Source organism: Streptomyces sp. R302 (assembly GCF_012927245.1).
Lineage (GTDB): Bacteria > Actinomycetota > Actinomycetes > Streptomycetales > Streptomycetaceae > Streptomyces.
The window spans coordinates 40,104-64,873 of the sequence record NZ_JABBGE010000007.1; the positions used below are offsets into that span (position 1 = coordinate 40,104).

The following is a 24,770-nucleotide window of genomic DNA, read 5'->3' on the forward strand; positions in this document are numbered from 1 at the left end:
CCAGACCTCCTCGGCCGGATCGAATTCGCCGGTGGTCATCTTCTCGGTGCGCCAGCCGAAGCCGCAGGTCGCCAACGGGCCTTCGGTCAGGGCGTCCAGGCCGAAGCCGTGCTCGACGTCGATCTCGTTGATCGCCGAGGTCACGAAGGCGCCGGGGCCGAGTTCGGTTCGGTCGCGCTCAGGTACAGGGTCTGGGACAGTTGGCCGCTGTCGAGAACCAGGGCTCGGTAGGCCTTGGCGTGGTGGCGGTACTTCCGGAAGCTGCGCGCGTACCGCGGTGTGAGAACCGCCAGTACGAGCGCGTTGGAGAACCAGGGCTGGCCGGCCAGGGCTCGGCGGGCGAACTGATCGAGCGGCTCGTCCGGTGCGGGCAGGGGCTCAGGTGCGTGGTCGACCGCGTGGTAGCGGTACAGGCCGGGGCGTGAGGCCGTCGACGTTCTGCACGATCGGGTACGCCTCGGTCGGATGCAGACCGCTGCCGGAAGGCGGGTGCTTCTTCAGGAACACGGTCTCGTCGTCGACCCGCACGTGCGACTGTGCGGCGAAGACACATTGCAGCATCTGGGCGCACAACGCCGGCGGCGGCGCCCGGTCGCCGTCGACGTTGCGGCAGGTCACGCGCCGCGCCGGCATCTCGTCGAACTCGTTGCCCGCGATGCGCGGCAACCGCACCCGCTCCTGTGCGTCCCGGCGTTCGAGAACGTGCGCGGGCGGCGGTCCGAGCTTGCGCCACAGATCGGCTGCGGCGGTCATCTCGTTGACCTCCATGCTGCTGACGCCGTCCAGGCCCTGCCACCACGCGAGCCGGTGCATCATCGCCGCGGGCGGCCACCAATGGCCGGCGCGCAGCACGTCGTCGCGTTCGCGATGAGCGCTGTGGCGTGCGTCGTCGGTGATCACCAGGCCGCTGTCGGCCAGCTCGGCCACCAGCGCCGACTCCCCGGCGGTCAGTGAATCGGCGTCCTGCCATTCGGCGGGGCTCAGCCTGCCCGGGAGCTCGCGGTGTGGCGCGTCGACCTCGACCTCCGCGTCGAGATGGGCGGCCAGGGCAAGCCAGCGCCGGGGGGCGGCTGAGGCCGGCGCCATCGACCGTCCGCTTGATCCGCTGAGCCGGATCCCGCCGAAGGTCGTCGACCGACCGCTCGACCTGCTCGCCACCGACGACGACTTCCGCGAGCTGTTCACACAGCACCGCCACGCCGCGCAGGTCCAGGCCGGCTACGAACCGTCCGAAGAGGAGCTGCGTGAGGCCTCGGCGTTCACCTGCCTGATGGTGGATCGACTGGCCGACGAGGAGGCCATCGCTGACGCCCGCGACCAGCTGCGCTCCTATCTGCCGGGCTTCGGCACGCACACCGTCGTGTTCGCCCTGGGCGCCGACTCCGTCCCTACGAGGCTGCGCACCGGCTGACCGGATCCAGCCTCGACCGAGAAGCCGTGCGCCGACCGATCCCGGAGCGGGCTGATCCAACGGCTGCCCGCGCCTCCCTGATGCGGCCTCCTGCGGGCCCTCCCCGCGCATACGGGGAGGGCCACTGCTCCGTGGCTTCCGTGGCTTCCGTGGCCTCGGTGGGCGGACGGCCCGCGGCCTGGGCCTGGGAAGGATCGGGGCCCGGGACGGGTCGCGTCGTGCTCACGAGCGGCCGGGGGCCGAGGGCTTCCGGGCGCTCGTGAGCCGGAACGTCAGTTCAGGATGGCCGGCGGGGGCTCGCTCTGGTAGCTCGACAGGCTGAAGTGCTTCCTCACGAGCTTGCGCCAGGTGCCGTCGGTCACCATCTCCCCCAGGGCCTTGTTGATCTCGGCCTTGAGCTCGGCGTCGCCCTTCTTGAGGCCGATGCCGTAGTTCTCGTCGCTCAGGGAGAGGCCCACGAGCTTGAACTTGCCCCAGTGCTGCTGCTGCGAGGCGTAGCCGGCCAGGATGGCGGCGTCCGTGGTCAGAGCGTCGACCTTCTTCTCCTCCAGGCCCTTCAGGCACTCGGAGTAACCGCCGAGCTCCTGGAGGCCGGCCTTCGGGGCCAGATTCTCCTTGACGTTCTGCGCGGAGGTCGAGCCGGTCACCGAGCAGAGCTTCCTGGAGTTGAGATCCTCGACCTTGGTGATCGAGACCTCATCGCCACGGACCAGCAGGTCCTGATGGGTCAGGAAGTACGGGCCGGCGAAGTCGACCTCCTTCAGGCGCTTCTCGTTGATCGAGTAGGTCGCCACGACGAACTTCACGTCGCCGTTCTTGATGAGGTTCTCGCGCTGCGCCGACGGGGCTTCCTTCCAGACGATGTCGTCCTCGGAGTAGCCCAGCTTCTTGGCGACGTACGTGGCGACGTCGACGTCGAAGCCCACGTAGCCGTCCGCGGTCCTCAGGCCCAGGCCCGGCTGGTCGAACTTGATGCCGATGGCGATCTTCTCGCCTTTGCCGGCGAGGTCCGCCCCGGCGCCGCACGCGGTCGCGGTCAGGGCAAGGACGACGGCGCCGGCGACGGCGCCGACCGGGCGCAGGCCGCGGGGTTTCACGAGGGTGACGACAACTTCACCGCGGCTGCTCGTGAGACCGATGTCCTGGAGCCGGTGCAGGGCGCCGAAGCGTTTCCTCACTCCGGACAGAACGGCCGGGTCCTTCTGGACCGCCCGGGAAGGACCCTCGTACTCCTCGGACACTGCCACTCCGCTCATGCGCTTCTTGCTCCGTCCTGCTTGATGGAGAGCACACTAGAGACACATTCGAAGAATCGTCATCACATCTGAGCGGAAATTGAGGTGGCCGCACCTCTCCCCCGGGGTCCCGTCCTCACAGACCGCCTCGCCGGCCCACGGCATCCGTCTCGTCCGGATCTTCACATCTCCACGACCCCCGGCACGTGAGGGAGGAACAGCTCTCGACGTGCGCCCTCAGAAGCAATGCCTCAGAAGGTGCTGTCGTCCTCGTCCTCGGCCTCGTCCACCTCGTCCGAGGTCAAGGTGGACGACGTGGCCCATCGGATCGTGCGCAAGGCGGTGAACGCGGCTTTGGTCAGAGCCATGCACAAAGCTGCGCCACCGGCCTGGTCTGCTCCAGCCTCATGGGTTTTCATACTGCGCCACAGCGTGGCCGATGAGTTTCTGGCTCTCGGTCGGTCCAAGCTCGTGACACCCTGATGTGGAAGGACAGCGCGATGTCGGAACTTCTGGTCGACTTCATCACCTCCCTCGACGGCTACGCGTCCGGGGAGGGATGGCCCGGGTTCTGGGGCCTTGAGGGTCCGGAGTACCTCGCGTGGCTCGGCGAGCAGCCCCCGGTCACGTACCTGATGGGAGCGAACACCTACCGCCTGATGTCGGGGTTCGCCGCAGGCAAGGTCCCGGATGGCCTGGACGAGTTCAGGCCTGAGGAAGAGGCGTCCGTCGACGAGCTCACGCAGGCCGGCAAGGTGGTGTTCTCCTCCTCGCTCCAGGAGCCACTGACCTGGGCCAACTGCACGCTCGTCCGCGGCGATGCCGTCGAGGCGGTCCGTGCCATGAAGTCGAGCGGTTCTGGGCTCCTCAGCACGATCGGCAGCCTCAGCCTGAGCCGGTCCCTGCTACGAGCCGGACTCGTCGACCGCTTCCGGGTCGTGATGTTCCCTGTGATCACCGGGGCCACGGGCGAGGAACGCATCTACGACGGCTATCCGGACGTTGCCCTGGAGATGCTTGAGCACCGCACCTTCGACGGCCGCATCCAGCTGGTCGAGTACAAGCCCCGCGTGCTCGACCACCCGCCGCTCGTCGTCCCTGCGTGACGTCGTCCCATCCGCGCCGGCCTGGACGGCCGCCGGGGTGGCCGACGGGCACTGCGTGGAGGGGGCTCCCTTTCCCAGATGCTGCGGCAGTAGGACGGTACTGCCGAAGGCCGAGCCGGGGCGCCTCTCGGGGCGGGGCCATCCCCGCACGTACGGGGAGCAGAGCGCAGGGACTGTCGTGATGACGCACCTCGCCTATGCCCCGGTCTTCAGAAAGGGGAAGCCCTTCAAGTGGCCTGGGGACTGTCTCTGAGATCGACCGTGAGATCGTCATGATCGTGGTCGAGTCCTGGGTCATCAATGCCGACAGCCCTGTCCCTGTGCCGTCCGAGGCGGTGCCAGAGGCTCTTCGGTCGAGGATCGACGGCGGGCAGCTGGAGACGTGGCTGACCAGTTCGTCGGGACGGTCGCTGGCCTTCGTGACGAATACCGAGCGCGCGATGGTGATGCTACTCGAAGACGAAAGCGACCCCGGCGGGCATGCTGTGGACCCCGGGGCTCAGGGGTCAAGCGACGGTTTCATCCTTTCCAACGGGCAGGACGACGAGTACCCGGATGAGGACACCGTCCCTATTCGTGAGGCGTTCTCGCTCGTGAAGCAGATCGTTGCCACGGGATCCTGGCCGACGGACGCACACCGGGTCGTCGATCGCTGAGCGGCCTATCGCCGGGCCCAGATGAAGAGGGCGGCGAGGTGCAGTGCGGCCTGGTAGGCGATGGCGAGCTTGTCAGTTCGCATGGCCAGGCCGCGCCACTCCTTGAGCCTGTTGACGCACCGCTCCACGGCGTTGCGCTGCTTCTACGCCTCGGCGTCGAGACCCGGTGGGCGACCGCCGGCGCGGCCTCGCCGCAGACGGTGGCCGACCTGGTCCGATGGCCGGGGAATGACAGCGCGGATCCCGCGTCGGCCGAGGTGGCTTCGGATCGCGCGGGAGAAGTATGCGCGGTCCTCCAAGACGGCATCGGGTCGGGTCCTCGGTCTTCCAGGTCCACTTCGTGGAACACGGATTCCTGCCATGACGCTCTCGAAGGCCGGGGCGTCACCCGCCTGGCCTGCGGTGAGTTGTCCCTGGCGAGGTGGACCTTCGTGCTCAGGCCGCCACGGGAGCGTCCGAGTGCGTGGTCGTCAGGTTCGGTCCGGCCTGGCGCCCCTTTTTCCTGGCTCCGGCGGCGTGCTGCTGAGCCCGGCAGACGGTGGAGTCCACCGACACGGTCCAGCCGATGTCGTCAGCCCTCTCGGCCGCTGCCGGGATGCGTTCCCGGGTGCCGTCCACGGCCCACCTGATCAGCCGTTTGTGAGCGGTCTGGAACGAGCCGAGCTCGTCGGACAGGTCCCGCCGGGGGCGAGCAGGTGCGGTACCTCCACGCGATGCCTTCCAGGGTTCGGCGGTGATCGGCCCACCGCCGACCGTGGACCGGATCCACTTGGCATCAGCGGCTCGGCCCGGTCCCACATCACATCACATCAGTGATCACTAATCGGACGAACACGGACACATCCGATCAACCGACCAACCGCTCAAAGAGACACGCTCTCGTTCGATCTCGTCGGCGTCGATGGTGCCGACGTCGACGTGGAGGGCGAGCCAGGAGCAGGCCTCGCCCTCGCGGGCCGAACCGGCGCCCGGATGGCGGGCGTCTTCGGTGTGCCGTCAGCCGCAGTACGGTGCTGCGGCTCGTCGCAGTACTGCCTGAGCAGGACGTTCCGGCCCCGCGCCCCGCGGGTAATCGGCGTCGTTGAGTACGCCACGCGGAAAGGCCGCGCCCACGGCACCGTACTGGTCGACTGCGCGACGCGACGGCCGGTTCGCCCACCGCATCCGGTCCAGACACGCCACGGTCCACGCGATGCCGGACGCCGGCCACAGCCGCCGTTCCATCGGTCGCCGACTCCGCGTGACGCACCGCACCCTCAAAAGCCTTGCCGATGCGGCCAGACCAGAAGACCTGTTCACTGGCCGGTACCAGTTCAACCGGGCTTCCGACCGCGACCTCGACGCCGTGATCACCGACCTCACCCTGCCCTGGAACTTGCTGATCGTTTCAGAATGAGTTGAGCCGCGGGTCTCGTGCTCGACGATCTTGGTCGCCAGGGTGTCCGGGATGTGTGCTGATCTTGTTCCTGACGACCTGTGGGAGCAGGTGGCCCCGCTGCTGCCTCCTGCTCCCGAACGGCGCCGCCGTCATCCCGAGCGGTTGCGTGTTCCCGACCGAGTGGCGCTCGCCGGCGTCCTGCTCGTGCTGCGGACCGGTGTCGCATGGCGGCACGTCCCGACGGAGACCGTGGGCTGCTCCGGAGTGACGGCCTGGCGCCGGCTGCGGGACTGGACCGAGGCAGGCGTCTGGCCACGCCTGCACGCCGCCCTGCTGGCCGAGCTGCGCCGCGCCGGCCTACTGGACCTGGACGACTGCTCTGTGGACGGATCGCACGTCCGGGCCCTCAAAGACATCTCAGGGGGCTAAGAAGTCAAGCTGGTGGATGTAGCCGAGCTACAGGGGTCGGCCTGCTGCGCCATGACGGCGTCCACTTGCGCGATCGACCAGGGTGAAGACGGTCAGGGCGCCCGTCGACGCGGCCCCCGTGGCCAGGGCATCCGCCACGTACCGGCCCAGGTCCGGACGCAGGATGTCGACGAGCCCGAACAGCACGACAAACCCCGCGAGGCACGCCGCGACAGCCGCCCGCCAGCAGCGGTGATACGCAAAGAACCACTGGGCCAGGCACAGGCCGATCAGGGGTGCAGGGGACAGCTGCGGCTCGTCGAGGGCGGCGAGTACTCCGTATCCCAGCCCGCTGATCGTCCAGCAGGCGGAGCTTACGAGTGCCGCCTCGCTCCAGGACACGGGCCGCTTCACTTGTGCCGTCCGTGCCGCCCGCTGACGGCACCACCGGCCCGACGGCGCGCTCGCCACTGGGACACGCCTGCCGCGATCACCGAGAAGATCAGGAGCGGTCCGGCAGCCCAGTGGAGCACGGCCATCGGCCAGGCCGGCTCCTTGCCAGCCAGCATGGTCGTCATCCTGGCAGCCATAGCGATGCCCAGCAGCACATAGGCGAGACCCCAGGTGCGGGCCACCCACACGGGACCCCCGATCGGCTGCGGCGGCCGGTGCGGCCGGAGCACGGCCCGCCCGCCCAACCACGCACAGCCCAGTGCCACGACCGTCATGAACACTCCCCCAGCCGTGTCCAACCCATCGGTCTGGATCCCGAGCATCCGCGCCACACTCTTCTCACGTCACGCGGCCTCCAACATCAAGGCGCGCCCCGGTTCACCATGATGGCATTCCGGAAGCGACACCTCATTTGCAGGGCGCGGCAGGTGGTTGGAGCGGTTGCCTTCCGGCATCCGGCAATGTGGGCTGCTCGGACTACTGTCACTCAGGGGCTGGGAGGAGTGCCGGGAAGGCGCGTTGTTCGTCGAAATGCTGGCGGGTCTTGAGGCAGTGGTGGAGCTGGCCGAGGAAGCGGTTGAGCAGGTGTCGTTGTGCGGCGGCATGCCAGTCTCCGTGTTCGCGTCGGCGCCGGTAGTGAGCGTTGGCTCCGGGGGAGGCGGTGAGGGCGGCGAAGGCCCAGAGGAAGCCAGCGTTGATGAGGCGGTTGTTCTTGACGAAACGGCGGCCCACGAAGCGCTTCTTGCCGGAGGCCCGGGTGATGGGGGCGGATCCGGCGTATGACTTCAGCGCCCTGGCGTCGGTGAACCGTGCCTGGTCGTCGCCCAACTCGGCGAGGACGCGGGCGCCGAGCATGGGCCCCAGGCCGGGGAAGCTGAGCAGGATCTGGCTGTCGGCGTGCTGGTGAAAGGCGGCTGTGGCCGCCTCCGCGAGATCGTCCGCGGCCTGTCAGGTGGCGTCCAGCTGCTTGAGCAGGGCCAGGAGCTGGCGGCCGAAGGCGTCCTCGACGCCGGGCAGCTGGTGGGCGTACTCGGCGCGGAAGATGTCCCGCAGCCGCTCGGCTTCCGTGTCGCAGCCGCGGAGGCGGCCGCTGCGTTTGAGGGCGGCTCGCAGCTGGGCGAGGGTGAGCTTCGCGGCCTTGGCCGGGGTCGGGGCCATGGTGAGGATGACGCGGGCGTCAGCCCTGGTCAGACCGCCTTGTTTGCCCTGGAAGGCCAGCAGTGCAGCGGGGTAGTACTCGCGCAGGAGTGAGCGGACCTGGTTGGCGACCTGTTGCCGGGTCCAGACGGCGTCTTGCTGGGCTCGGGCCAGGACGGTGATGGCCTGGGCGAGTTCGGAGTCGGCCGGCAGAGGCCGGTGGGCGTGCATGTCGGTGCGCAGGATGTTCGCCAGGACCAGGGCGTCGCCGGGGTCGGACTTCTTGCGGCTGACGCCGTGGCGGTCGCGGTAGCGGGCGGCGGCGAGCGGGTTGATCGCGAAGATTCGGCGGCTGCCGGTGCGCAGGGTTGCGACCAGGAGGCCGTGGCTGGTCTCGATGGCCACCGGTATCGGATCGTCTGGGCTGTCGCCGTGCTCGGCGAGAAGGGCCAGGAGCGTGTGGTAGCTGGCCGCGTCGTCGGTGATACGGGCTTTGGCGAGCAGAGTGCCGGCTTCGTCGACGAGGGCGACGTCGTGGTGTCGCTCCGCCCAGTCGATGCCGCAGAACACGGTCAAGCTGTCCTCCCAGATCCGTCCGTTTGTGCAGGTCACGAGCACATGCGGGTCACGCGGCGCCCCAATCCAAGGACTCGTTGGTCCGCCATCTCAGTAGCCATTCGCGACACCAGCGCACTCCAGGGGCTCGATCTTTCTGCAGAGCTCACGGGCTCGCGGATGAACAAGAGGTCAACCCTGGAGCGGGCTCGCGCCGTGACGATCAACGTCCGAGCAGTCTCCGTGAGTTTCGCGGTGACCACGAAGGCGCTGGGCTGCGCCGCTCTTGACAGAGGCCTCAAGGACCCGGGGAAACGGAGGCATCAGCCCGGCGCCCGCGTCATCACCGCGAGCCCCGCAACGGACAGCGATGCCACTCTTTGAGGAGGCTTCGATAGCCAGGGGGGATCCAGGCATTCGCTGACCTGTGTGAGCAGTCACCCCGGGTCGTTGCATGGGCCCGGGCCGTCTGCTTACGCACTGGATTGGGGATCACGTGGGCCCCTCTCCCGTCGACCGTGCCCGTCCCGGCTCCAAGCACCACCTGATCGTCGACCGCCACGGAACCCCGCTCGCCGTCACGCTCACCGGCGGCAACCGACACGACGTCACCGCGCTCCTGCCCCTGCTGGACGCCGTTCCATCGATCCGGGGACTGCGGGGACGCCCCCGCCGCAAACCCCGGCGCCTGTATGCGGACCGGGGCCATGACTCCGACAAGTACCGCCGCCTGCTGTGGAAGCGCGGCATCAAACCACTGATCGCACGACGCGGCGTCGCCCACGGCTCCGGACTGGGCAAGGTCCGCTGGGTGGTCGAACGCGCCTTCGCCTGGCTCCACCAGTTCAAACGGCTCCCCACCCGCGACGAACGACGCGCCGATCTCCACCAGGGCCTGCTCGAACTGGGCTTCAGCCTCATATGCCTCCGCCGCCTACGAACCGCATCCTGAATCGATCAGTGAGTCAGGTGTCAGTAGGGCCGGATACCCTCCGACCCATGGCTGACACTGAACTGACTACGCTGCTCAGCGTCTTGAACAGCAAGCGCACGCATGTCCTGAGCATCCTGGAGGGCCTGGACGAGGAGGCACTGCGGCGCCCGGTGCTACCGTCTGGCTGGACGTGCCTTGGGCTGGTGCACCATCTCGCCCTGGACGACGAGAAGTTCTGGTTCCGCGCGGTCGCGGCGGGAGAGAAAGCGGCGATCGAGGAGATCCTCGGGTCCGGGGAGAACGCGTGGCAGCCCGCCCCGGAGAAGACGGCCGAGGAGGTCTTCGCCCTCTACCGCCGGGAAGGTGAGCTCGCGGACGCCTTCCTCGCCGACGCTGACCTGGAAGCGGCCCCGGGCTGGTGGCCGGACTTCTTTGGCAACTGGCGATACGACAACCTGCGCGAGGTCATCCTGCACGTGATCACCGAGACCGCCACTCACGCAGGCCACCTGGATGCCGTGCGGGAACTCATAGACGGCAGGCAACGCTTGGTTGTCGCATGACGGGAGAGCCGCTCCGCTCTGCCGACCAGATCGTCGAGCGCAAGGTCCAGAGCTCAACTCATTCTGAAACGATCAGTTAGGCGAAGCCGAAGGACACGGCAACCGGATCCAAATGGTCAAACCCCGGATGTCCGGCCGCGCCGGTTTCGACCTCCCTTACCATCACCGGTCCGCCCGCGGCCTCAACGGTCTGCAGCATCCGCCGCCTCGCTGCGGTGCGGCACCTTCGACACCGAACGTCCCACGACCGTCAGCGACTCCGCGAGCTGGTCCAGCTCGGCCTGGCGGGCAGCAATCTCCTCCAGCGGCGACACGACTTCCCCTCCCGAACGACCAGGCACCCCGCCGCGATCGCAGGAAGCCCGCCGCTTACGGCGCGGCCGAAGCCGGAAACACCCACCCCGACCCGTCAGATGATCTACGCGCCAGACTCCCGCCCCCGACCAGCACGAGCAGAACCGCTGACCAGCCCGGATTCCTTGGAGCGATAGCTGACTCACCAACAACAGGCCGGCGCGCGACGAGTCGTGTCGCCAAGCGCTGGAGCGATGGTCAGGGGATGAGCAGCACCTTCCCGGAGGTCTTGCGAGCCTGCAGGTCCTCGTGGGCCTGCCGCGCGTCGGTGAGCTGGTAGGTGGCGCCGATCCGCACGTCGAGGGAGCCGTCGGCCATCGCTGCGAAGAGATCGCCCATCCGCCACTCCAGCTCGGCGCGGGTCTGGACGTAGTCGTCGCTGTTGGGGCGGGTCAGATACACCGAACCGGCCTTGTTCAGCAGTTGCGGGTCGATCGGCGGCACTGGACCGCTCGAGGCGCCGAACAGCGCCAGCATGCCTCGCTTGCGCAGGCTTGCCAGGCTTCCGTCCACAGTGGACTTGCCGACCCCGTCGTAGACGACGTGAACGCCCTCACCGTCGGTGAGCTTCCGGGTTGCATCGGCGAAATCCACCTGGTCGTAACGGATCACCTCGTCGGCCCCGGCCTCGCGGGCAAGCGCCTCCTTCTCGGCGGTCGACACCGTGCCGATCACCCGCGCTCCCCGCGCCTTGGCCAACTGGATCAACAGCAACCCGACTCCCCCGGCCGCCGCGTGCACCAGGATCGTTTCGCCCTCCTTGACTGGATAGGTCGATGTGACCAGGTAATGCGCGGTGATCCCCTGCAGCGGCACAGCGGCGGCGATCTGGTCGGTCACGCCGTCCGGTACGTGCACCGCCGAATCGGCCGGCACCAGCGCCCGCTGCGCATAGCCGCCCGGCACGCCCTGCCAGGCCACCCGGTCCCCCTCGTCGAAACCGCGCACGTCCGGGCCGACCGCGACGACCCTCCCGGCGCCCTCCAGGCCAAGGACGTAAGGCAGCGGGACCGGGTAAAGCCCAGTCCGTTGGTAGGTGTCGATGTAGTTCACACCCGCAGCCGCCACGTCGATCAGGAGCTCGCCCGGGCCTGGCGCGCCGATCTCCACCTCCGCGACCTCGAGCACCTCCGGGCCTCCGGTCCGCCGAACCTGCACTGCTACGGGCATGCGCCCTCCTCACTTCGGGTCACGTTCTCGGCGGCTACGACTGTAGCTGCCGAAAGGATTTCCAGCTGACGGGAGGTGGGTGCGGCAATCGGGTGGGGTACGGGGCCCGAACCGGCGGTCATCGCAGGCTTCAAGAAGCCCAAGGGTATGCAGCTCGCGGCCGCGAGGAAGCTGGTGCACCAGCTGATCGCCGCGGAACGGGCGGTGTGTGAGCACGCGTTCGCGCATCTCAAGAACTGGCACGTGCCGACCACACTCCGCCTCGACGTGAAGTGGGCCACCCGGCTGGTCCGGGCGCTGACGATCCTCACCCAGCACGAGATCGCCCGCTGACCGACCAACTTCACACCAGACAGGCCCAGACGACCAGCACCAGTACGACGTCACCCATCCACGCCACCCCCGTGACCCGCACGTTCAGGATGAACACAACTCCTTGACGACGGCCTCGCCGATCAGTTCGTTGAGCGGGCGTCGGCGGGTGCTGCGGGCATGGCGCGGCCAGCGGTGAGAACGGTCTCGCCGAGCAGGATGATGAAGAACAGGCGGAGGCGTTCGAGCATGAAGTGCTCGCGCAGCATGGCGGTGCGGGTAGCCGGGGCCGTCACCGCGCCCGCGACGCAGGGGACCACGAGAAACGGGATCACGAACGCCCAGGCACGCTCGTCGAAGTGCCGGGGATCGCGGCGTTCATGAAGAGCCCGAGGCCCATGACGATCACGATCACGATCACCCACCGGCTGACCTGACGAGCCGCCTCAGGCCGCTGGGCATAGCCAGGTCGTCGACGGTGCGGCTGAAATCCGTCATCTTGAGCCTCTCCCGCCACTGCGACAGCGCCAGCAACTCGTCACTCGTGAGCTCACGTACATCCCAACAACTCGGCGCGCCCCTTGCAGGCGCCCATACCCATGGGGCCCGGCGTTCCGGTCCAGGGCCCAGAGGACCCGTCACCGACTCCCCTGTTCTCCTGCGTGGCAGGGGTTCGCCCCCCCCTGAGCGGAGTGCTGCCGCGCAAGAGGGATCGGAGGGCCGGTCAGCCTGCCTATGCCATGGCTGTGCCCCGTAGGTACGCGGCGAGAATGGCCCGGGGTGACGCAGTTGTTTCGAGTGCGGTGCGGTGGAACAGCAGCGCGTCCGTGAGGGCGATCAGATCCTCGACGTGCGTGTCCGAGCTGGGCAGTCCGGCTCTGGTGAGGGCGGTCGCGGCCACCCGGCGGCTGGTGGCGTGTACGTCGGAATCCGCCGTCAGCTTGGCTCGGAGGCGTGGCTCGTCGTGCAGTTCGAGGAGGAGGGCGTAGCGGGCTCTCATGTCGTCGCGGCGCGACGCGAGGGTCTCGACGAGTCCGGCGAACATGGCGGCGAGCGCGTCGGCATCGAGGGCGCGTCCGGGTTCGAACCCCCTCGCGTCCAGAGCCGCGCCAAGCTCTTCGGCGTCGGCCTTCGATCGGGCTGCGAGCGCGTCGACGATGAGTTCCACGAGCGCGAGCCGCGTCTTCGCATGGTAGGAGGTCGACCCCTGCGGGATTCCCGCCTCGCGGTCGACGGCTCGATGCGTCAGGGCGCGGACGCCGTCGCGAGCGATGATCCGAATCCCGCTGTCGGCGATCGTCTCCCGCCGTCCGCTGCCGCTGCTGCCGCCGCCGCTCGTCGTATTCGTGGACACACCCTGATGCTACAGGTGTAGAGTCTCGAACCTGCTCTACATCTGTAGTGGGAGTGATGCGTCGCGCCGTCAGGTGCGGCAGCAGAACAGGAGGAGAGCGCGATGATCGACTTCGTTCCCGATCCGGGCCTGTACCCCTTCGTCTCGCGGTGGTTCGACTCGTCCGCCGGCCGGGTCCACTACGTCGATGAGGGGGCTGGGCCGCCCATCGTGTTCTGCCACGGCTCCCCCACCTGGAGTTTCCTCTACCGCCACATCGTCAAGGAGCTTCGCGGCCGATACCGCTGCATCGCCGTCGACCACCTCGGCTTCGGCCTGTCGGCGCGCCCGGCGGGGTACGGCTACACGATCGCGGAGCACACGGCTGTCCTGGGCGAGCTGATCGACCATCTGCGGCTCGACGACTTCATCCTGATGGGACAGGACTGGGGTGGACCCATCGGTCTCGGTGCGGCCGTCCCGCGTGCGGATCGCGTCCGGGGAATCGTGTTGGGCAACACGGCGTTCTGGCCGATCGAACAGCTGGCGAACCGGGCGTTCAGCGTGATCATGAGCAGCCGTCCCATGCAGCGGCGCATCCTCGAACGGAACCTCCTCGTCGAGCAGTTCCTGCTCGGGAGCAACGGCCCCGCCCTGACTGCGGCCGAAGCCGATCACTACCGGATGGCGCAGCCCACGAAGGAAGCCCGGCGCGGACTCGCCACCATGCCCGGGGAGATCCGCGCCGCTCGTCCGCTGCTGGAGGACCTCGCCCGTAACGTGCCCGACCGCCTCGGCACCAAGCCGGCGCTGGCCGTATGGGGCATGCGGGACTTGGTGTTCCGGCCGAAGGCGTGTCTCCCTCGGATGCGCTCCGCGTTCACCCGACTCGACGTCGTCGAACTCCGCCGGGCGAAGCACTTCATCCAGGAGGACGCGCCCGGCGAGATCGCGGACGCGATCGCCGAACGATTCCGCTGATGCGTGGCCACCGGCCGTTCCTTCTCTCACTCAGCAGGGCTGTCCGGGAACGGTGGTGCCTGCCCCTGGCCGACGTCGCCTACGGTCACCTGACCGGCACGATCACCCCCGAGGAGTGGCTCTCCAGCAGCATCGGGAAGGTGCCCACGGCGTCCACGGCCATGGACAGTTCGGCGATGATCTTGGGATCGTCGAGGGGGCCTCGGAGGAACTCCTCCAGGCGGTGCATGCGGTAGCGGACCGTGTTCTGGTGGCAGAAGAGACGGCGCCCCGCCTCCGCCGCCGAACCGTGTGCTTCGAGCCACGCGCGGGCGGTGGCCAGGAGTGTGGTGCGGTCCTCCTCGGGGAGGGAGAGGACTCCGCCCAGGATGCGCTGGACCGCGCGCTGGGTCGTCTCCAGGTTGTTCATCACCAGCTCCGTCAGAGGCGTGTCGTCGAGCTGGCGCACCGCGGGGGTGCCGTCGGGGAGGGACTCCGCGGCGACCTGGGCGTAGCGGAGTCCGCGGCTCGTCTGGTCGAGCCGCTCGTACAGCGGGCTGACACCCACCCGGCCGGTCGCCACCGCCCTGACGGCGGCCAGCACCTCGTCCACCGACTGCCGCGGTGGGCAGGACAGCACTCCGATCTCCGAACCGGGCTGGGCCCGCCACGCGGCGCCGACGTCGAGCGCCCGCAGCCGCCGGTCGAGGCCGGGGAGCGGCGATGCGCCGCCGTCCGGGACCTCCGCGGTCACCACGAGGAACCGGCCCAGGAAGGGGAAGTCGAGCATGCGGGCGACCTCCCACACGGTGTCGCTGCTCGGGGAGGGCCCGTCGATGAGCTCGGAGACCAGGGCGGAGCGCCGGCGGTCGGTCTCCACCATCCGCTCGGCGCAGGTCTCGCGGTAGGCGTCGGTCAGGGCGGACGAGTAGACGTCCGCCAGCTCCCAGATGTGCGAGGCGGTCTCCAGCAGGGCGTCGGGGGCGTCGCCTCCCGCCTCCCTGGCCGCGTCGAGGAGTTGCTCCCAGAAGTAGCGGAAGCTGATCCGGTAGGCGCGTAGTACCTCGGGCAGCGGTGCGTTCTGCAGGGCCCGCTTGCGGCCGGTCTCGGTGGGGCCGGTCAGGTCGACGGCGGTCGAGGCCGGGTCCGTGAGGTGGGCCAGGGTGTGGGCGACGTTCAGCCTCATGGAGGCGTGCAGATCTTCGGGACCCACGACCATGCTTCGGTAGAAGTCGATGTTCTCGTAGGTGAGTTCGGACATGGCGGTCGCGAGGGCGTCCAGACGGGTCGTCAGGGATCGCGCGAGTTCGGCCACCAGCCGGCGTGGTTCTGTCGTGAGCACGGGGCGAGCCTAGGTGAGTGGTGGGAGGGGCCTCCTCACAACGCCCGAACGAGGGACAAGGTCGTTGTCGCGGGCGACAGAGGTCTCTGTAGGCGTCGACATGGTGTGCGGCGGCCGGCGGCTGTGAGGATCGGCGCGTCGACACCGGCCCCCTGTGCGTGAAAGCGAAATGACGTGAGCAACGTTGCCACTCTCCTGACCGAGGCGGTCCGGAGATACCCCCGCCGCCCCTCGCCGAACGGCGAGGGAACGGTCCGGGACCTGCTGAAGCTGGACGAACTCAGCGCCCGCGTCGCCGGCGGACTCCTCTCCCACGGGGTACGCCCCGGGGAACGCGTGGCACTGGCGGTGCCCCGCGGCCCGGTCTACTCCATCCTGTACTTCGGCGTGCTGCGCGCCGGTGCGGTCGTCGTCGTACCGGCTCCCCCGACCCACTCCTTCGCGGGCCGGTCACACGGCGCGCGCCTGGTGTTCGCCGCCTCGCAGGGGTCGGGGCCTGCCCTGAGTGAGGGGGCGAGCGGGACGACCGTCGTACGGGTGGGGTCCGACTTCCTCGACCAGGTGGCGTTCTGGCCTCACCACGCCGGTGTCGTCCACCGCGCGGACGACGACGTGGCGGTCGTGGTCGGGGACGCGCACCCGGACCCGGACCACGGGCGTCCCGATGCAGCGGGGTCACCACGCATGGAGCCGCACGACGGTGCGGGGGGCTCGGCACGGCCGGTCTCATCGGATCGCTGTACGGGGCGCCGACGGACCGGCTCCTCGCCCACGCGTCAGGGGGCTGGAGCTGATGCTGTGGCGACTGGTCCTGACCGCGCTCGGAGACGAGACCCTCGACGAGGATCGTCGCCTGGCGATCCTGGCCCGCGGAGCCGCCGAGCTCGCCGCTCGCCGTACCTGCGGAGGGGAAGGGCCTACCGTGGACGACGTCGTGCGGCTGGCCTTCGAGGAGTTCGCGGTCGTGATCGACGCCGCCCAGGCTCGTACGGCCCTGCTCGGTCGAGTGCGTTGACCGGGTCGCTTCGGGAGGCGCTGTCGGGATCGGTGTCGGGGAGCAGTGTTTGGGATCGGCGTTCGGGATCGGTGTTCGGGATCGGCTTCGGGTTGGTCCCCGTGGCACGATCGCCCTGACGCTCAGTGGCCGGCCCGTGCCGTCTGCGCCCTCTGGGTCAGGGCCAGTGGTGACCTGTCGGCCGGGCTCGGGCGTACGTGGCGTGGGGACCGGCCCGGCACAGGCTACGGGGGCGCTTGATCAGCCGTCCGGGCTCACTCGCTGGGGGGCGGGAGGCGGGGGCGGCGCGGTGCCGAGGATCCGGCAGCGATCGGTGACTGTCCCGGAACAGATCGCGAGCGCGCGCCCTGGCAGGCCGTTCAAGGAGGGGAGGCATGCGACCCAGCGGGAGGGCCGGACACTGCCTCGTCCCCGTTCCGTGCGGCCCACCGCCGGACTGCCGGCCGGTACGAGCGGCCCGTGGGCCCGTGGCCCGGTACCCGTGGCCCCTGGCCCGGTTCCCGGAGCCCGCGTGTCAGCTCCGACGCACGGGAAGGCCCCGCAGGTCGGCGACCGGCGGGGCCTTCCTCCGGGGATTCGCCGTGCGGCGGGCTCCCCGGGTGTCAGAGCGGACGGGCGGGAGTGAGCAGGGTCAGGTCTCCACCGGCCTTCTCGCTTCTCAGCTCGGGCCGTGACCGCAGGAGCGTCCGCGTGAGCGGGTCGCGTGCGAGGACCCAGTCCGGGAAGACCGGTGTCCCGTCCCCGTCGTAGAGCACGGCCGAGTCCCAGTCGGCGGGGTCGCTCGCACCCTGCCGGTCGACGATCACGGCGCGGGTCGGGACCGGCAGTGCCGTCGTCGCCGCGATGACGGCCGCCTCGACCGCGTCGGTCTGCTCGGGCGTGAGGCCGTCCAGCCACAAGGTCTGGATCTCGCAGCCGAGCGGTTCGTACCGGAACTCGTCGGTCACGTCGACGTCGGCGGAGAACCACCAGTTCACCGTGAGGGACGCGATGCGCAGGCCCAGCAGGCGGCCCAGCTCCTCCCGGCTCATGGGGACGCCGTCGCCCTCGACGTCGAGCACCACGGCCGCGCCCCGCGCCGGGTGCGCGAGCGCGAGGCCATGCGCCCCGAAGACCTCCGCCTGCTCGGCGAGGACCGGTGTGGCCGCCGACTCCCGGTACCACCGGATGAATCCGTCAGTCATGGCTAGCAGCTCGGCAGGGTGAAGATGTGGACATTCTCGTCTCCGAAGGCCTTCTTGGCCTGCTTGATCGCCGACTCCGGGGTGTTGTCGGCCAGGTAGTAGACGGCCTTCACGCCGGCCTCGTCGGCCGCGTACTTGTTGATCTTGAGGGCCTTTCCGAACTTGGACGGATTGGCGGCCTTGGCGCCGCCGCCGACGTAGATGTACTCGCCGTTCGGTCCGATGACGTCGAGACCGCTCGATCCCACGTTGGGCATGACGATCTTGATGTCCTGGCCCTTGTCGTCCTTGGCCACCGTTCCGCCGACCAGCTTAGCGATGTACTCCTCGCGCTTGAGGCCGATGTTCTCCGCGTCGCCGCCGCCGGACCTCGTCGCGAACACGCCGCGCGCGGCGGCCGCCGACAGCGCGGAACTCCGCGCCGGACCGTTCTTCTTCTTGTCCGTCACGCACGCCGGAAGCTTCTTCCAGACGTCGTCGAGGATCTCCTCGCCCTTGTCGACGAGCTTCTTCGCCCGGGCCGACTTGTCGAGGAAGTCGTTGATACCGAGGATGATCTTCCCGAGCTTCGGGAGCTTGCTGACCACCTTGACGGCCTTCGCCCAGGGCAGGTTGGTGACGATCGCCCACAGGCAGGTCGGAATGTCGGGGTCGTCCCAGCACTCCTTGATCTCCTCGGCGGCGAGTTCGACGAGCAGTTCGGCGCCGTTGTCCATCAGGTAGTCGAGCAGGTCCTGCTGCGCGAGGGCCTTGGCCGCCTCGTACTCCGCGACGCTGATGCCCGCCGCTTCGAGCGCCTTGCGCTCGGCCTCCTCCAGGGAGTAGCCGTCCCCCTTCTCCTTGCTCCTGGCGGCCTCCTCGCGGGCCTTGCGCTCCTGCTCGCGCTGGTACTCCTCGGCCCGCCGGGCCGCCGCCTCGGCCTCCTTGGCGTGGGTGCCGGCGTTCTTGGCGGCGGTCTCGGCCGAGGTGGCGTGCTTCTCGGCGGAGTCCGCGAGCTCGGCGGCGTCGGCGGCGTCCTTCTCCGCCTCGGTCGCCGCGGTCCGCGCGAGTCCGGCTTCCTTCTCGGCCAGGGTGGCGGCGCCTGCGGCGGCCGCCGCGTGGTTCTCCGCTTGGGCGGCGGCGCCCCGGGCCCGCTGCGCCTCGGCCTCGGCCCGGGTCGCCGCGGTGCGTGCCGCCGCCGCGTCCGCGAAGGCCTGGTCGGCGGCCTGGCGGGCGAGCTTCGCGTCGGCCTGCGCCTGGACGTCGGCCTGGTGGGCCCGTGCCGCGGCGGCCCGGGCCTTGGCGCCGTCTTCGGCGGCCTGGGCGGCGGACTTCGTCGCGGCCGCCGAGGAGCGCGCCGCGGCCGCGGAGGAACGGGCCGCCGCCGCGGCCGCCTTGAACGCGGGCGCCACCTGGGCGTTGGCGCGTGCGGCCGCGGCTTCGGCCGCCTCGGCGGCCTTGACCGCCTCGGTCGCCCGGGCCTCGGCCTTGGTGACCTCTTCCTTGCCCATGGTCAGCGACGCCTGGGCCACCTCGGCGGCGAAGTCCGCGTTCACGTCCGCGCCGGTGAACGGCGCGGTGAGGAGGACCGCGGTGTTCGCCGGGTCGGCGATGCCGGCGGCGGCGGTACGGGCGGAACCGGCGGCCCGCAGGGCGACGGTGGCCTGGAGGCGGGCCATCGCCGCTTCGCGGGTGGCGCCTTCGGCTTCGTCCCGGGTGCGGTTGGCGGCCTGCAGGGCCTGGTTGGCGTGGACCGCGGCGAGTCCGGCCAGCCGGGCCGCTTCGTGTGCGGCGATGCCGGCGCGCGCCTCCTGCGCGGTGGCATCGGCGGCCTTCACGTCGGCCCGCTGCGCCGCGGCCCGGGTGGCGGCGGCCTCGGACTCGGCCCGGTTCGCCGCCGCGTTCGCCGCGAAGGCCGCGGCTTCGGCCCGTCCGGCGGCGGCGTCGGCGCGCGCGGCGTGGGCGGTGGCCTCGGCGGCCGCCGCCCGCGCCCGCGCGGCCGCACCGGCCGCCTCGATGGCCGCCGAACGCGCGCGCACCGCGGCGCCGGAGGCCTGGTCGGCCGCGCCCCGGGCCGTACCGGCGGCCGTACCGGCGGCGTTCGCGGCGGAGCGCGCCTCGGTGGCCGCCGTGCGCGCGGCCTCCGCGTGCTCGGTGCCCTTCGCCTTGGCGGCCAGCGCCTCGGTCGCCTTCGCCCGGGCCTCCTCCGCCTTGTGGGCGCGTTCGGCCGCCACCGCCTTGTTGCGGGCGTCGCGGGCCTTGGTCTCCTCGCCCCGGGCCAGCCCGTCGGCCTTGGCGGCGATGCCCTCCTGCGTCTGGGCGGTGGCCCGCTTCTCCGCGGCCACGGCCGCGGCGGCCTGTGCGTCGGCGCGCTTGGCGGAGGCGGTACGGGCCTCGGCCTCGGCACGCGCCCGGGCCTGGGCGGCCGCGTCGCGTTCCCGTTCGGCCCGTGCCCGCGCGGCCGCGGCGAGGTCGCGCTCGCGCTCGGCGATCGCCCGCTGCTCGGCCGCGATCCTGGCCTGGCGCTGCGCCTCGATCCGCGCGTCGCGGGTCTTCTTCGCGTGGTCCCAGGCCTGCTTCTCGGCCTGCTCGGCCTCGATCCGCGCCGTGCGGGCCTTGCCCGCCGCGTCCGCCGCGATCGCGGCCTGCTTGGCCGCCGCCTCCGCGAGCCGGGCCGCCGCCTTGGCGTGCTGTTCGGCGTTGGCCCGCCACTTGGCGGCCTGCCGCGCGTGCAGTTCGGCCTGGTTCTTGGAGTCGAGCCCGGCCGCGTCGGCGGCCGTGGCGTCCACCGCGTGCCGGGCGGTCGCCGAGGCCTTGGCGGCCGCGTCCGCCGCGGACGCGATGCCCGAGGCGACCTCCGACCACTGCACGCCGTGCGTCAGCCCGGTCTCGGCCAGCACATCGGCCTGCACCTTGGCCTGGGCCGCCGCCACCTGCGCCTGCCGCGCGGCGTCCTCGGCGATGCCGACCTGCCGGGCGATCTCCGTCTTCACCGGCGCGTAGTCGGACAGCCGCTTCCCGGCGCGGTCGGCGGCGAGCATCCGGTCGGCCTCACGGGACTGCGCGGCCGCCGAGCTCATCGCGTTCGCGGAGGTCTTCAGCGCCTTCACCGCGTTGCCGTGGGCGGCTATCAGCTTGGTACGGGCCTCGGCGGCGCGGGCGGTGTTCTCGGCCAGCTCCCGCAGCCGCTGCGCCGCCTCCAGCGTCTCCTTCTGGGCCTTCTCGTGTGCGGCCCGGTCGTCCGCGTCCTTCTGCGCGGCGACCGGGTAGCCCTTCTCCAGGAACTCGGCGATGGCCTTGTCGTCGCCGGTGGCCAGCGCGGCCTGCGCGGCCCGCTTCACCTCCGGACCGCCGACCGCGACGAGCATCTCCACCCGCTTGCGGTTCTCCGCCGCGCGCTGCTTCTCGTTCTGCTCGGTGGCCTTGTCCCGCTGCCGCGCGATGTCGGCGCCGAACGCCAGGAAGTCGGCCCGGTCCTTGGCCGTCCCCTTCAGGACCCGCTCGACCTCCGCGTTGAAGTACGGGCCGCCCGTACCGCGCATCGCCTCGATCCGGCGACGGTCGGCGATGTCGGCCGCGTCCCGCTTGTCCTTGGCACGCTGCCGTGCCTCGGCCTCACCGTGCTCCAGGAAGTCCCGGATCGCGTGAGGATCCGTGCTCTCCAGCGCCTTCCTCGCGGCTTCGCGGACTTCCTCCTCCTCGTCGAACTCCGCGAAGTCCTCGACCAGTTGCCGATCGCGTGCCGCACTGATGTCGTCCAGTGCGGTGCGCGGCGCGGGCACGGCCGTGGTGGCCGGCTTCGGCGGCGCGGCCCCCAGCCGGCTGTGGGCGACCGTGGCGTCCGCCCCGGTCCGCGTCGCGGCGCCGGCTTCCCCGGCCGCACCACCCAGGATGGCCAGCGCCATCACGGTGGAGACCGCCCTGCCCATCATGGCGGGCACACGGCCGCGCCTTCTTCCGGCCCGTGGCCGGAACGTTCCCTTCACGGGAAACCCCTTCAAAGAATTGGTCGGTAAAGAAAAACGGCAAAGAAATCCCCCTGCCCTCGATGCGCGGGCAGGGGGAAGGGACCGGAGTCACGGCTCCGGTGTCGGGGACGGTACGGGCCCGGCGAAGTGGGCCGGGCCCGTGGCGTCAGCCCTTGACGCGGTTCTCGCCGTCCCGGGCCCGGTCGGCCATGTCCTTCCAGAAGGCGGCCGTCTCACCGGCCTCCGTGCGCTCCTTGGCCCAGTCGCCCTGACGGGCCTCGGCGGGTCCGGAGATCTTCTCCCAGAGGGCGTCGGCGCTCTGCTCGGCCAGCCTGGCGATGTTCTGCCAGCTCTCCGCCTGCGTCCGGGCCGCGTCCTCCTCGGTCAGCCACGCCTGCCGCGCTCGGTCCGCGTGACCGGCGACCGCCTGCCAGGCCGCCTCGGCCTCGGCACGCGCCTTCGCCGTGTCCGCCGAGGACGTCAACGCCTCCTCGGCGGCGACCGCCTGCGCGATCAGCTGCGACAGCAGGTGGTGGCGGCGCACCTCGGCGTCCGCCACCCTCAGCCGGTACGCCTCCACGTCCAGTGCGGCGCCCGTCGCCCAGCCGTAGCCGAAGAACTCCGCGACGTCCGTGTCCGTGGAGCCGGGCCGCAGCGCCCACTGCGCCGCCACCCGCACCTGCTCCCCGGGGTCACCCTCCGAGAGGGCCCGTACGAAGGCGCGGTCCCGCTCGGCGATCTCCTGACGGTGTTCCACGTCAGCCGCCCGCGCGGCGCGGTCGCGCTGCTGCGCCTCGGCGTACCCGGTCCTCACGAACGCGGCCCGATCGGCGTCGGTGCCCTTCAGCGCCCGCTCGGCGGCCGACCGCACCGCGGGGGAGAAGCCCGCCGGATGCGTGCTCACCACCCGCTCGCAGAACGCCCGGTTGCGCGACCGGGCGTCACGCAGGCGCCGCTTCGCCGCGTCGTAGCCGCCCTCGGGGGCCAGCCAGTCCGCGATCGCCGCGTCGCCGCGCCTACTGCGCAGCGCGTTCCACGCCGAGGTACGGATCTCCGCGGGCAGCCCCGACTTGGCCAGGCGCAGTACGCGCGCCCGTGCCTCTTCCGCGGCGGCGGCCGCCACCAGGGCCGGCTGACCGGCTCCCGCCGGTTCGGCCCCGGCCGGGTCGGCGGCCACCGCCGCGGCGTGCGCCCGGACGGCTGCCGGGTCGGCGAACACGCCGCCGGCGGCGAGCACGCCGACCACCAGTCCGGACACGGCCCAACGCTGACGTCTCCCACCGTGACCGGCGGATCCTGTCATCACTCTCGCTCCCCCGTCGTCCGTCCCTCGGGTCAGGGCGCCAGCGGTGCGGAGACGCGCCAGATCGCCATGAGGACCGGCTTGGCTTCGCCCGGCTTGCCGCCGGGCAGGTCGAACGTCATCTTGGAGCGCGCGTAGACGGCCTTCGTCGTGGGCCCGAGCCAGTTCGTGGCCGTGCCGGCGGGCTGCGTGAAGAACATCCCGCCGAAACGCGCCGGCAGGGGGGCCTTGCGCGCACACCAGGTGGCGCTGTTCCGGAACGCGGTGCTGCGGTCGTCGGCGGCGACCTCCACGCGCAGGCCGTCCTTCTCCGCCTTGCCGCTCTTGAGGTAGTGGCCGGGCTTGCGCACGGACTCGAAGGAGTAGCAGCCGGGCCGGCTCGCGAGGGAGGGCACGACGACCCAGGTGGCGTCCTCGCGGTCGGCCAGGGAGCTCGCGGAGTTGATCGAGTCGGTGAGGACGACCTTCCCGCGGTCGGCGCTGGACTGGCGGGCGATGTCGCCGTTGCCGCGCACCTTCAGGGTCTGGCGCTTGAGCCGGTACTGGGTGTCGGCCTTCAGGAAGTGGGTGACGGCTTCGTCGCTGCCGGCCAGCGCCTTCTTGGCGCCGGCGGCGAGGTGGGGGTTGACCCCGCTGTTCTCCGCCGCGGCCTGGATCTGCAGGGCCAGCTTGCGGTTCGCCGCCGCGAGCTGCTTGCGCCGGTTCTCGTCGTCGCGCTTGTAGGCGGCGTCGGCGCCGGTGTGGATGTACGCCTTCCACACGGCCGGGTCGGAGCTGAGGGTGGCGCGCTGCGCCTCGGCGTAGAGCTCGGAGCCCTTCAGGTCGGCGGGTGCCAGGCGCAGGAGCTCGCGGATGAAGTTGTCGTCGCTCAGCACGAGCATCGCCTGGGAGGGCGTGACGCGGAACAGGGCGGCGGCGCTCTTGCGGGCCGCCTCCTCCTTGCGGCGCTCGGCCTCCCGGCGGTTCTTCTCCTCCAGCTCCTTCAACTCGTTGGCCACATCGCGCTTGTGGGCCTCGCGGCCGCCGTTGACGATGAACTCGTGCCAGTCCGCCGCCTCGCCGAGCAGTGCCTGCAGTGCCGCGGCCCGCACTTCGGGACCGGAGGCGGTGTGCCGGGCGACGGCCCGGATGAAGTTGTCGTCGCCGAGGGCGAGGAGCTCCGGGGTGCTGGGGATGCCGACGGCGAGCAGGAGCTGGGACTTGGCCAGCCGGTTCGCCCGCTCGGCCTCGGCCTTCTCCCGCTCGCGCTGCTGGTCGAGCTTGTACGCCTCGTGGATGCCGGTCGCGATGAACCGCACGTGGTCGTCCTCGACCGTGCTGGCCATGGCCTGCTCGGCGGCGGTGCGGACCGCGTCCAGCTTCTCTCCCGCGTCGCTGGCCTTCTGCCACAGCGCGTGGATGAAGTCGTAGTCGCTGAGCAGGAGCACGTCGGCAGTCGGGTCAAGGCGGACCACGGCCGCGGCCTCGACCCGCTGGTCGTCGGTCGTGCCGATACCCGCGGCGCGGGCGGCGACGTCCGCTGTCGCGGCGGTGCTGTCGGCGACGGCGGCCGGTGCGACGGCGCCGGTGACGGCCGCGAGGGCGGTGGCGGTCGTGAGGCCGCGCGTCACGATGCGTCGCATCCGCGCGGAAGTGCTGTGCTTGCTGTTCATGGTCGTGCGAAGACCCCCTCTGCCGCCGAGTGGCGGCGGATGTACATGAGAAGAATGGCAGCGGACACCGCGTGGTCGTCGCGGTGGTCGGTCGTGTGCGCCGCCATGTCGAACGAGGTGAGCCGGGGCGTGAAGTCGCTCGGCCATCATGGGATGTGACGGTCGATCACGATCCCAGAGGCGAGGAAGAACGACGACGGTGTGTCAGAGGAACACCGTGGTGTCAGCGGGAAAGGCACGCCGCCGCGCGATGGTTCGGAGATCCACTCCGGCGACGTCTCACAATTCCCCCTGCTGTACTGATGAAACACCCTGGGGCGCCCGGTCCGGCGAAGCATGGTCAGTGCCTCGTCGATCCCCTC

21 protein-coding genes and 4 pseudogenes are annotated in these 24,770 nt (G+C 70.7%); 10 read left to right on the top strand and 15 right to left on the bottom strand.

Going from position 1 to position 24,770, the window contains the following annotated elements; all coding sequences use genetic code 11:
* Window positions 1-378 precede the first annotated feature (378 nt).
* Window positions 379-927 carry a hypothetical protein gene (locus HHL19_RS36850; protein WP_206325083.1) on the bottom strand — a complete coding sequence of 183 codons (549 nt, stop codon included), beginning with the start codon at window positions 925-927 and terminating at the stop codon, window positions 379-381.
* Here HHL19_RS36850 and HHL19_RS38555 point away from each other — a divergent pair.
* Window positions 893-1,411: an NHLP-related RiPP peptide gene (locus HHL19_RS38555; RefSeq protein ID WP_169092032.1), complete on the top strand. Its 519-nt coding sequence runs from the start codon at window positions 893-895 to the stop codon at window positions 1,409-1,411. The genes HHL19_RS36850 and HHL19_RS38555 overlap by 35 nt on opposite strands.
* A 272-nt stretch (window positions 1,412-1,683) precedes the next feature.
* On the opposite strand, the gene HHL19_RS21900 is transcribed toward HHL19_RS38555, so the two are convergent.
* A complete protein-coding gene (locus tag HHL19_RS21900) occupies window positions 1,684-2,667 on the bottom strand; it encodes a glutamate ABC transporter substrate-binding protein (protein WP_169092033.1) in 984 nt (327 codons plus the stop codon).
* Window positions 2,668-3,146: 479 nt separating this feature from the next.
* On the opposite strand from HHL19_RS21900, the gene HHL19_RS21905 reads away from it, so the two are divergent.
* Both HHL19_RS21905 and HHL19_RS21910 read left to right on the top strand, forming a co-directional pair.
* Window positions 3,147-3,752, top strand: coding sequence for a dihydrofolate reductase family protein (locus HHL19_RS21905; protein ID WP_169092034.1), 606 nt, complete (start codon window positions 3,147-3,149; stop codon window positions 3,750-3,752).
* Between the two features lie 272 nt (window positions 3,753-4,024).
* Window positions 4,025-4,408: a hypothetical protein gene (locus HHL19_RS21910; protein ID WP_206325084.1), complete on the top strand. Its 384-nt coding sequence runs from the start codon at window positions 4,025-4,027 to the stop codon at window positions 4,406-4,408.
* A 5-nt stretch (window positions 4,409-4,413) separates the two neighbouring features.
* Here the strand turns inward: HHL19_RS21910 and HHL19_RS21915 are convergent.
* Window positions 4,414-5,243, bottom strand: a pseudogene (locus HHL19_RS21915) (IS5 family transposase).
* Between the two features lie 357 nt (window positions 5,244-5,600).
* Here HHL19_RS21915 and HHL19_RS21920 point away from each other — a divergent pair.
* Both HHL19_RS21920 and HHL19_RS21925 read left to right on the top strand, forming a co-directional pair.
* Entirely contained in the window at window positions 5,601-5,804 is a 204-nt protein-coding gene (locus tag HHL19_RS21920; RefSeq protein ID WP_169092035.1) for a hypothetical protein, read from the top strand.
* Between the two features lie 51 nt (window positions 5,805-5,855).
* A pseudogene (locus HHL19_RS21925) lies at window positions 5,856-6,197 on the top strand (transposase); the annotation flags it as partial.
* Between the two features lie 45 nt (window positions 6,198-6,242).
* On the opposite strand, the gene HHL19_RS21930 reads toward HHL19_RS21925, so the two are convergent.
* The 3 genes and pseudogenes from HHL19_RS21930 to HHL19_RS21940 all read right to left on the bottom strand — a co-directional run bounded on the left by HHL19_RS21930 (window position 6,243) and on the right by HHL19_RS21940 (window position 8,375).
* On the bottom strand, window positions 6,243-6,596 hold the full coding sequence (locus tag HHL19_RS21930) for a hypothetical protein (RefSeq protein WP_206325085.1): 354 nt from the start codon (window positions 6,594-6,596) through the stop codon (window positions 6,243-6,245).
* 8 nt (window positions 6,597-6,604) lie between these two features.
* Window positions 6,605-6,922, bottom strand: coding sequence for a hypothetical protein (locus HHL19_RS21935; RefSeq protein ID WP_240981795.1), 318 nt, complete (start codon window positions 6,920-6,922; stop codon window positions 6,605-6,607).
* A gap of 208 nt (window positions 6,923-7,130) precedes the next feature.
* A pseudogene (locus HHL19_RS21940) lies at window positions 7,131-8,375 on the bottom strand (IS110 family transposase).
* A gap of 460 nt (window positions 8,376-8,835) precedes the next feature.
* Here HHL19_RS21940 and HHL19_RS21945 point away from each other — a divergent pair.
* Together HHL19_RS21945 and HHL19_RS21950 are read left to right on the top strand one after the other, a co-directional pair.
* A pseudogene (locus tag HHL19_RS21945) lies at window positions 8,836-9,291 on the top strand (IS5 family transposase); the annotation flags it as partial.
* Window positions 9,292-9,338: 47 nt separating this feature from the next.
* Window positions 9,339-9,836, top strand: a complete 498-nt coding sequence (locus HHL19_RS21950; protein WP_169092038.1) for a DinB family protein — start codon at window positions 9,339-9,341, stop codon at window positions 9,834-9,836.
* A 182-nt stretch (window positions 9,837-10,018) separates the two neighbouring features.
* On the opposite strand, the gene HHL19_RS38195 is transcribed toward HHL19_RS21950, so the two are convergent.
* Together HHL19_RS38195 and HHL19_RS21955 are read right to left on the bottom strand one after the other, a co-directional pair.
* A complete protein-coding gene (locus tag HHL19_RS38195) occupies window positions 10,019-10,150 on the bottom strand; it encodes a hypothetical protein (protein ID WP_277349178.1) in 132 nt (43 codons plus the stop codon).
* A 238-nt stretch (window positions 10,151-10,388) separates the two neighbouring features.
* On the bottom strand, window positions 10,389-11,360 hold the full coding sequence (locus tag HHL19_RS21955; RefSeq protein WP_169092039.1) for a quinone oxidoreductase: 972 nt from the start codon (window positions 11,358-11,360) through the stop codon (window positions 10,389-10,391).
* A 147-nt stretch (window positions 11,361-11,507) separates the two neighbouring features.
* Between HHL19_RS21955 and HHL19_RS21960 the strand changes: the two genes are divergently transcribed.
* A complete protein-coding gene (locus tag HHL19_RS21960; RefSeq protein WP_169092040.1) occupies window positions 11,508-11,693 on the top strand; it encodes a hypothetical protein in 186 nt (61 codons plus the stop codon).
* A gap of 122 nt (window positions 11,694-11,815) precedes the next feature.
* Here HHL19_RS21960 and HHL19_RS21965 read toward each other — a convergent pair whose 3' ends face one another.
* Entirely contained in the window at window positions 11,816-12,007 is a 192-nt protein-coding gene (locus tag HHL19_RS21965; protein WP_169091999.1) for a hypothetical protein, read from the bottom strand.
* 398 nt (window positions 12,008-12,405) lie between these two features.
* Window positions 12,406-13,026, bottom strand: coding sequence for a TetR family transcriptional regulator (locus HHL19_RS38560; protein ID WP_169092041.1), 621 nt, complete (start codon window positions 13,024-13,026; stop codon window positions 12,406-12,408).
* Between the two features lie 102 nt (window positions 13,027-13,128).
* Between HHL19_RS38560 and HHL19_RS21975 the strand changes: the two genes are divergently transcribed.
* On the top strand, window positions 13,129-13,986 hold the full coding sequence (locus HHL19_RS21975) for a haloalkane dehalogenase (protein WP_169092042.1): 858 nt from the start codon (window positions 13,129-13,131) through the stop codon (window positions 13,984-13,986).
* An 85-nt stretch (window positions 13,987-14,071) separates the two neighbouring features.
* On the opposite strand, the gene HHL19_RS21980 is transcribed toward HHL19_RS21975, so the two are convergent.
* Entirely contained in the window at window positions 14,072-15,307 is a 1,236-nt protein-coding gene (locus HHL19_RS21980; protein WP_346768366.1) for a helix-turn-helix domain-containing protein, read from the bottom strand.
* 793 nt (window positions 15,308-16,100) lie between these two features.
* Here HHL19_RS21980 and HHL19_RS21990 point away from each other — a divergent pair.
* Complete coding sequence (locus HHL19_RS21990; RefSeq protein ID WP_240981796.1) at window positions 16,101-16,322, top strand: hypothetical protein; 222 nt, start codon at window positions 16,101-16,103, stop codon at window positions 16,320-16,322.
* Between the two features lie 602 nt (window positions 16,323-16,924).
* Here HHL19_RS21990 and HHL19_RS21995 read toward each other — a convergent pair.
* The 4 genes from HHL19_RS21995 to HHL19_RS22010 all read right to left on the bottom strand — a co-directional run bounded on the left by HHL19_RS21995 (window position 16,925) and on the right by HHL19_RS22010 (window position 24,408).
* Window positions 16,925-17,506, bottom strand: coding sequence for a hypothetical protein (locus HHL19_RS21995; protein ID WP_169092043.1), 582 nt, complete (start codon window positions 17,504-17,506; stop codon window positions 16,925-16,927).
* A 2-nt stretch (window positions 17,507-17,508) separates the two neighbouring features.
* The gene (locus HHL19_RS22000) at window positions 17,509-21,417 is read right to left on the bottom strand and encodes an ALF repeat-containing protein (RefSeq protein WP_206325114.1); all 3,909 of its coding nucleotides are present in this window, start codon (window positions 21,415-21,417) and stop codon (window positions 17,509-17,511) included.
* A 202-nt stretch (window positions 21,418-21,619) separates the two neighbouring features.
* Window positions 21,620-22,711: an ALF repeat-containing protein gene (locus tag HHL19_RS22005; protein ID WP_346768367.1), complete on the bottom strand. Its 1,092-nt coding sequence runs from the start codon at window positions 22,709-22,711 to the stop codon at window positions 21,620-21,622.
* A gap of 77 nt (window positions 22,712-22,788) precedes the next feature.
* Window positions 22,789-24,408 carry an AbfB domain-containing protein gene (locus HHL19_RS22010; protein WP_169092046.1) on the bottom strand — a complete coding sequence of 540 codons (1,620 nt, stop codon included), beginning with the start codon at window positions 24,406-24,408 and terminating at the stop codon, window positions 22,789-22,791.
* Window positions 24,409-24,770: the final 362 nt, after the last annotated feature.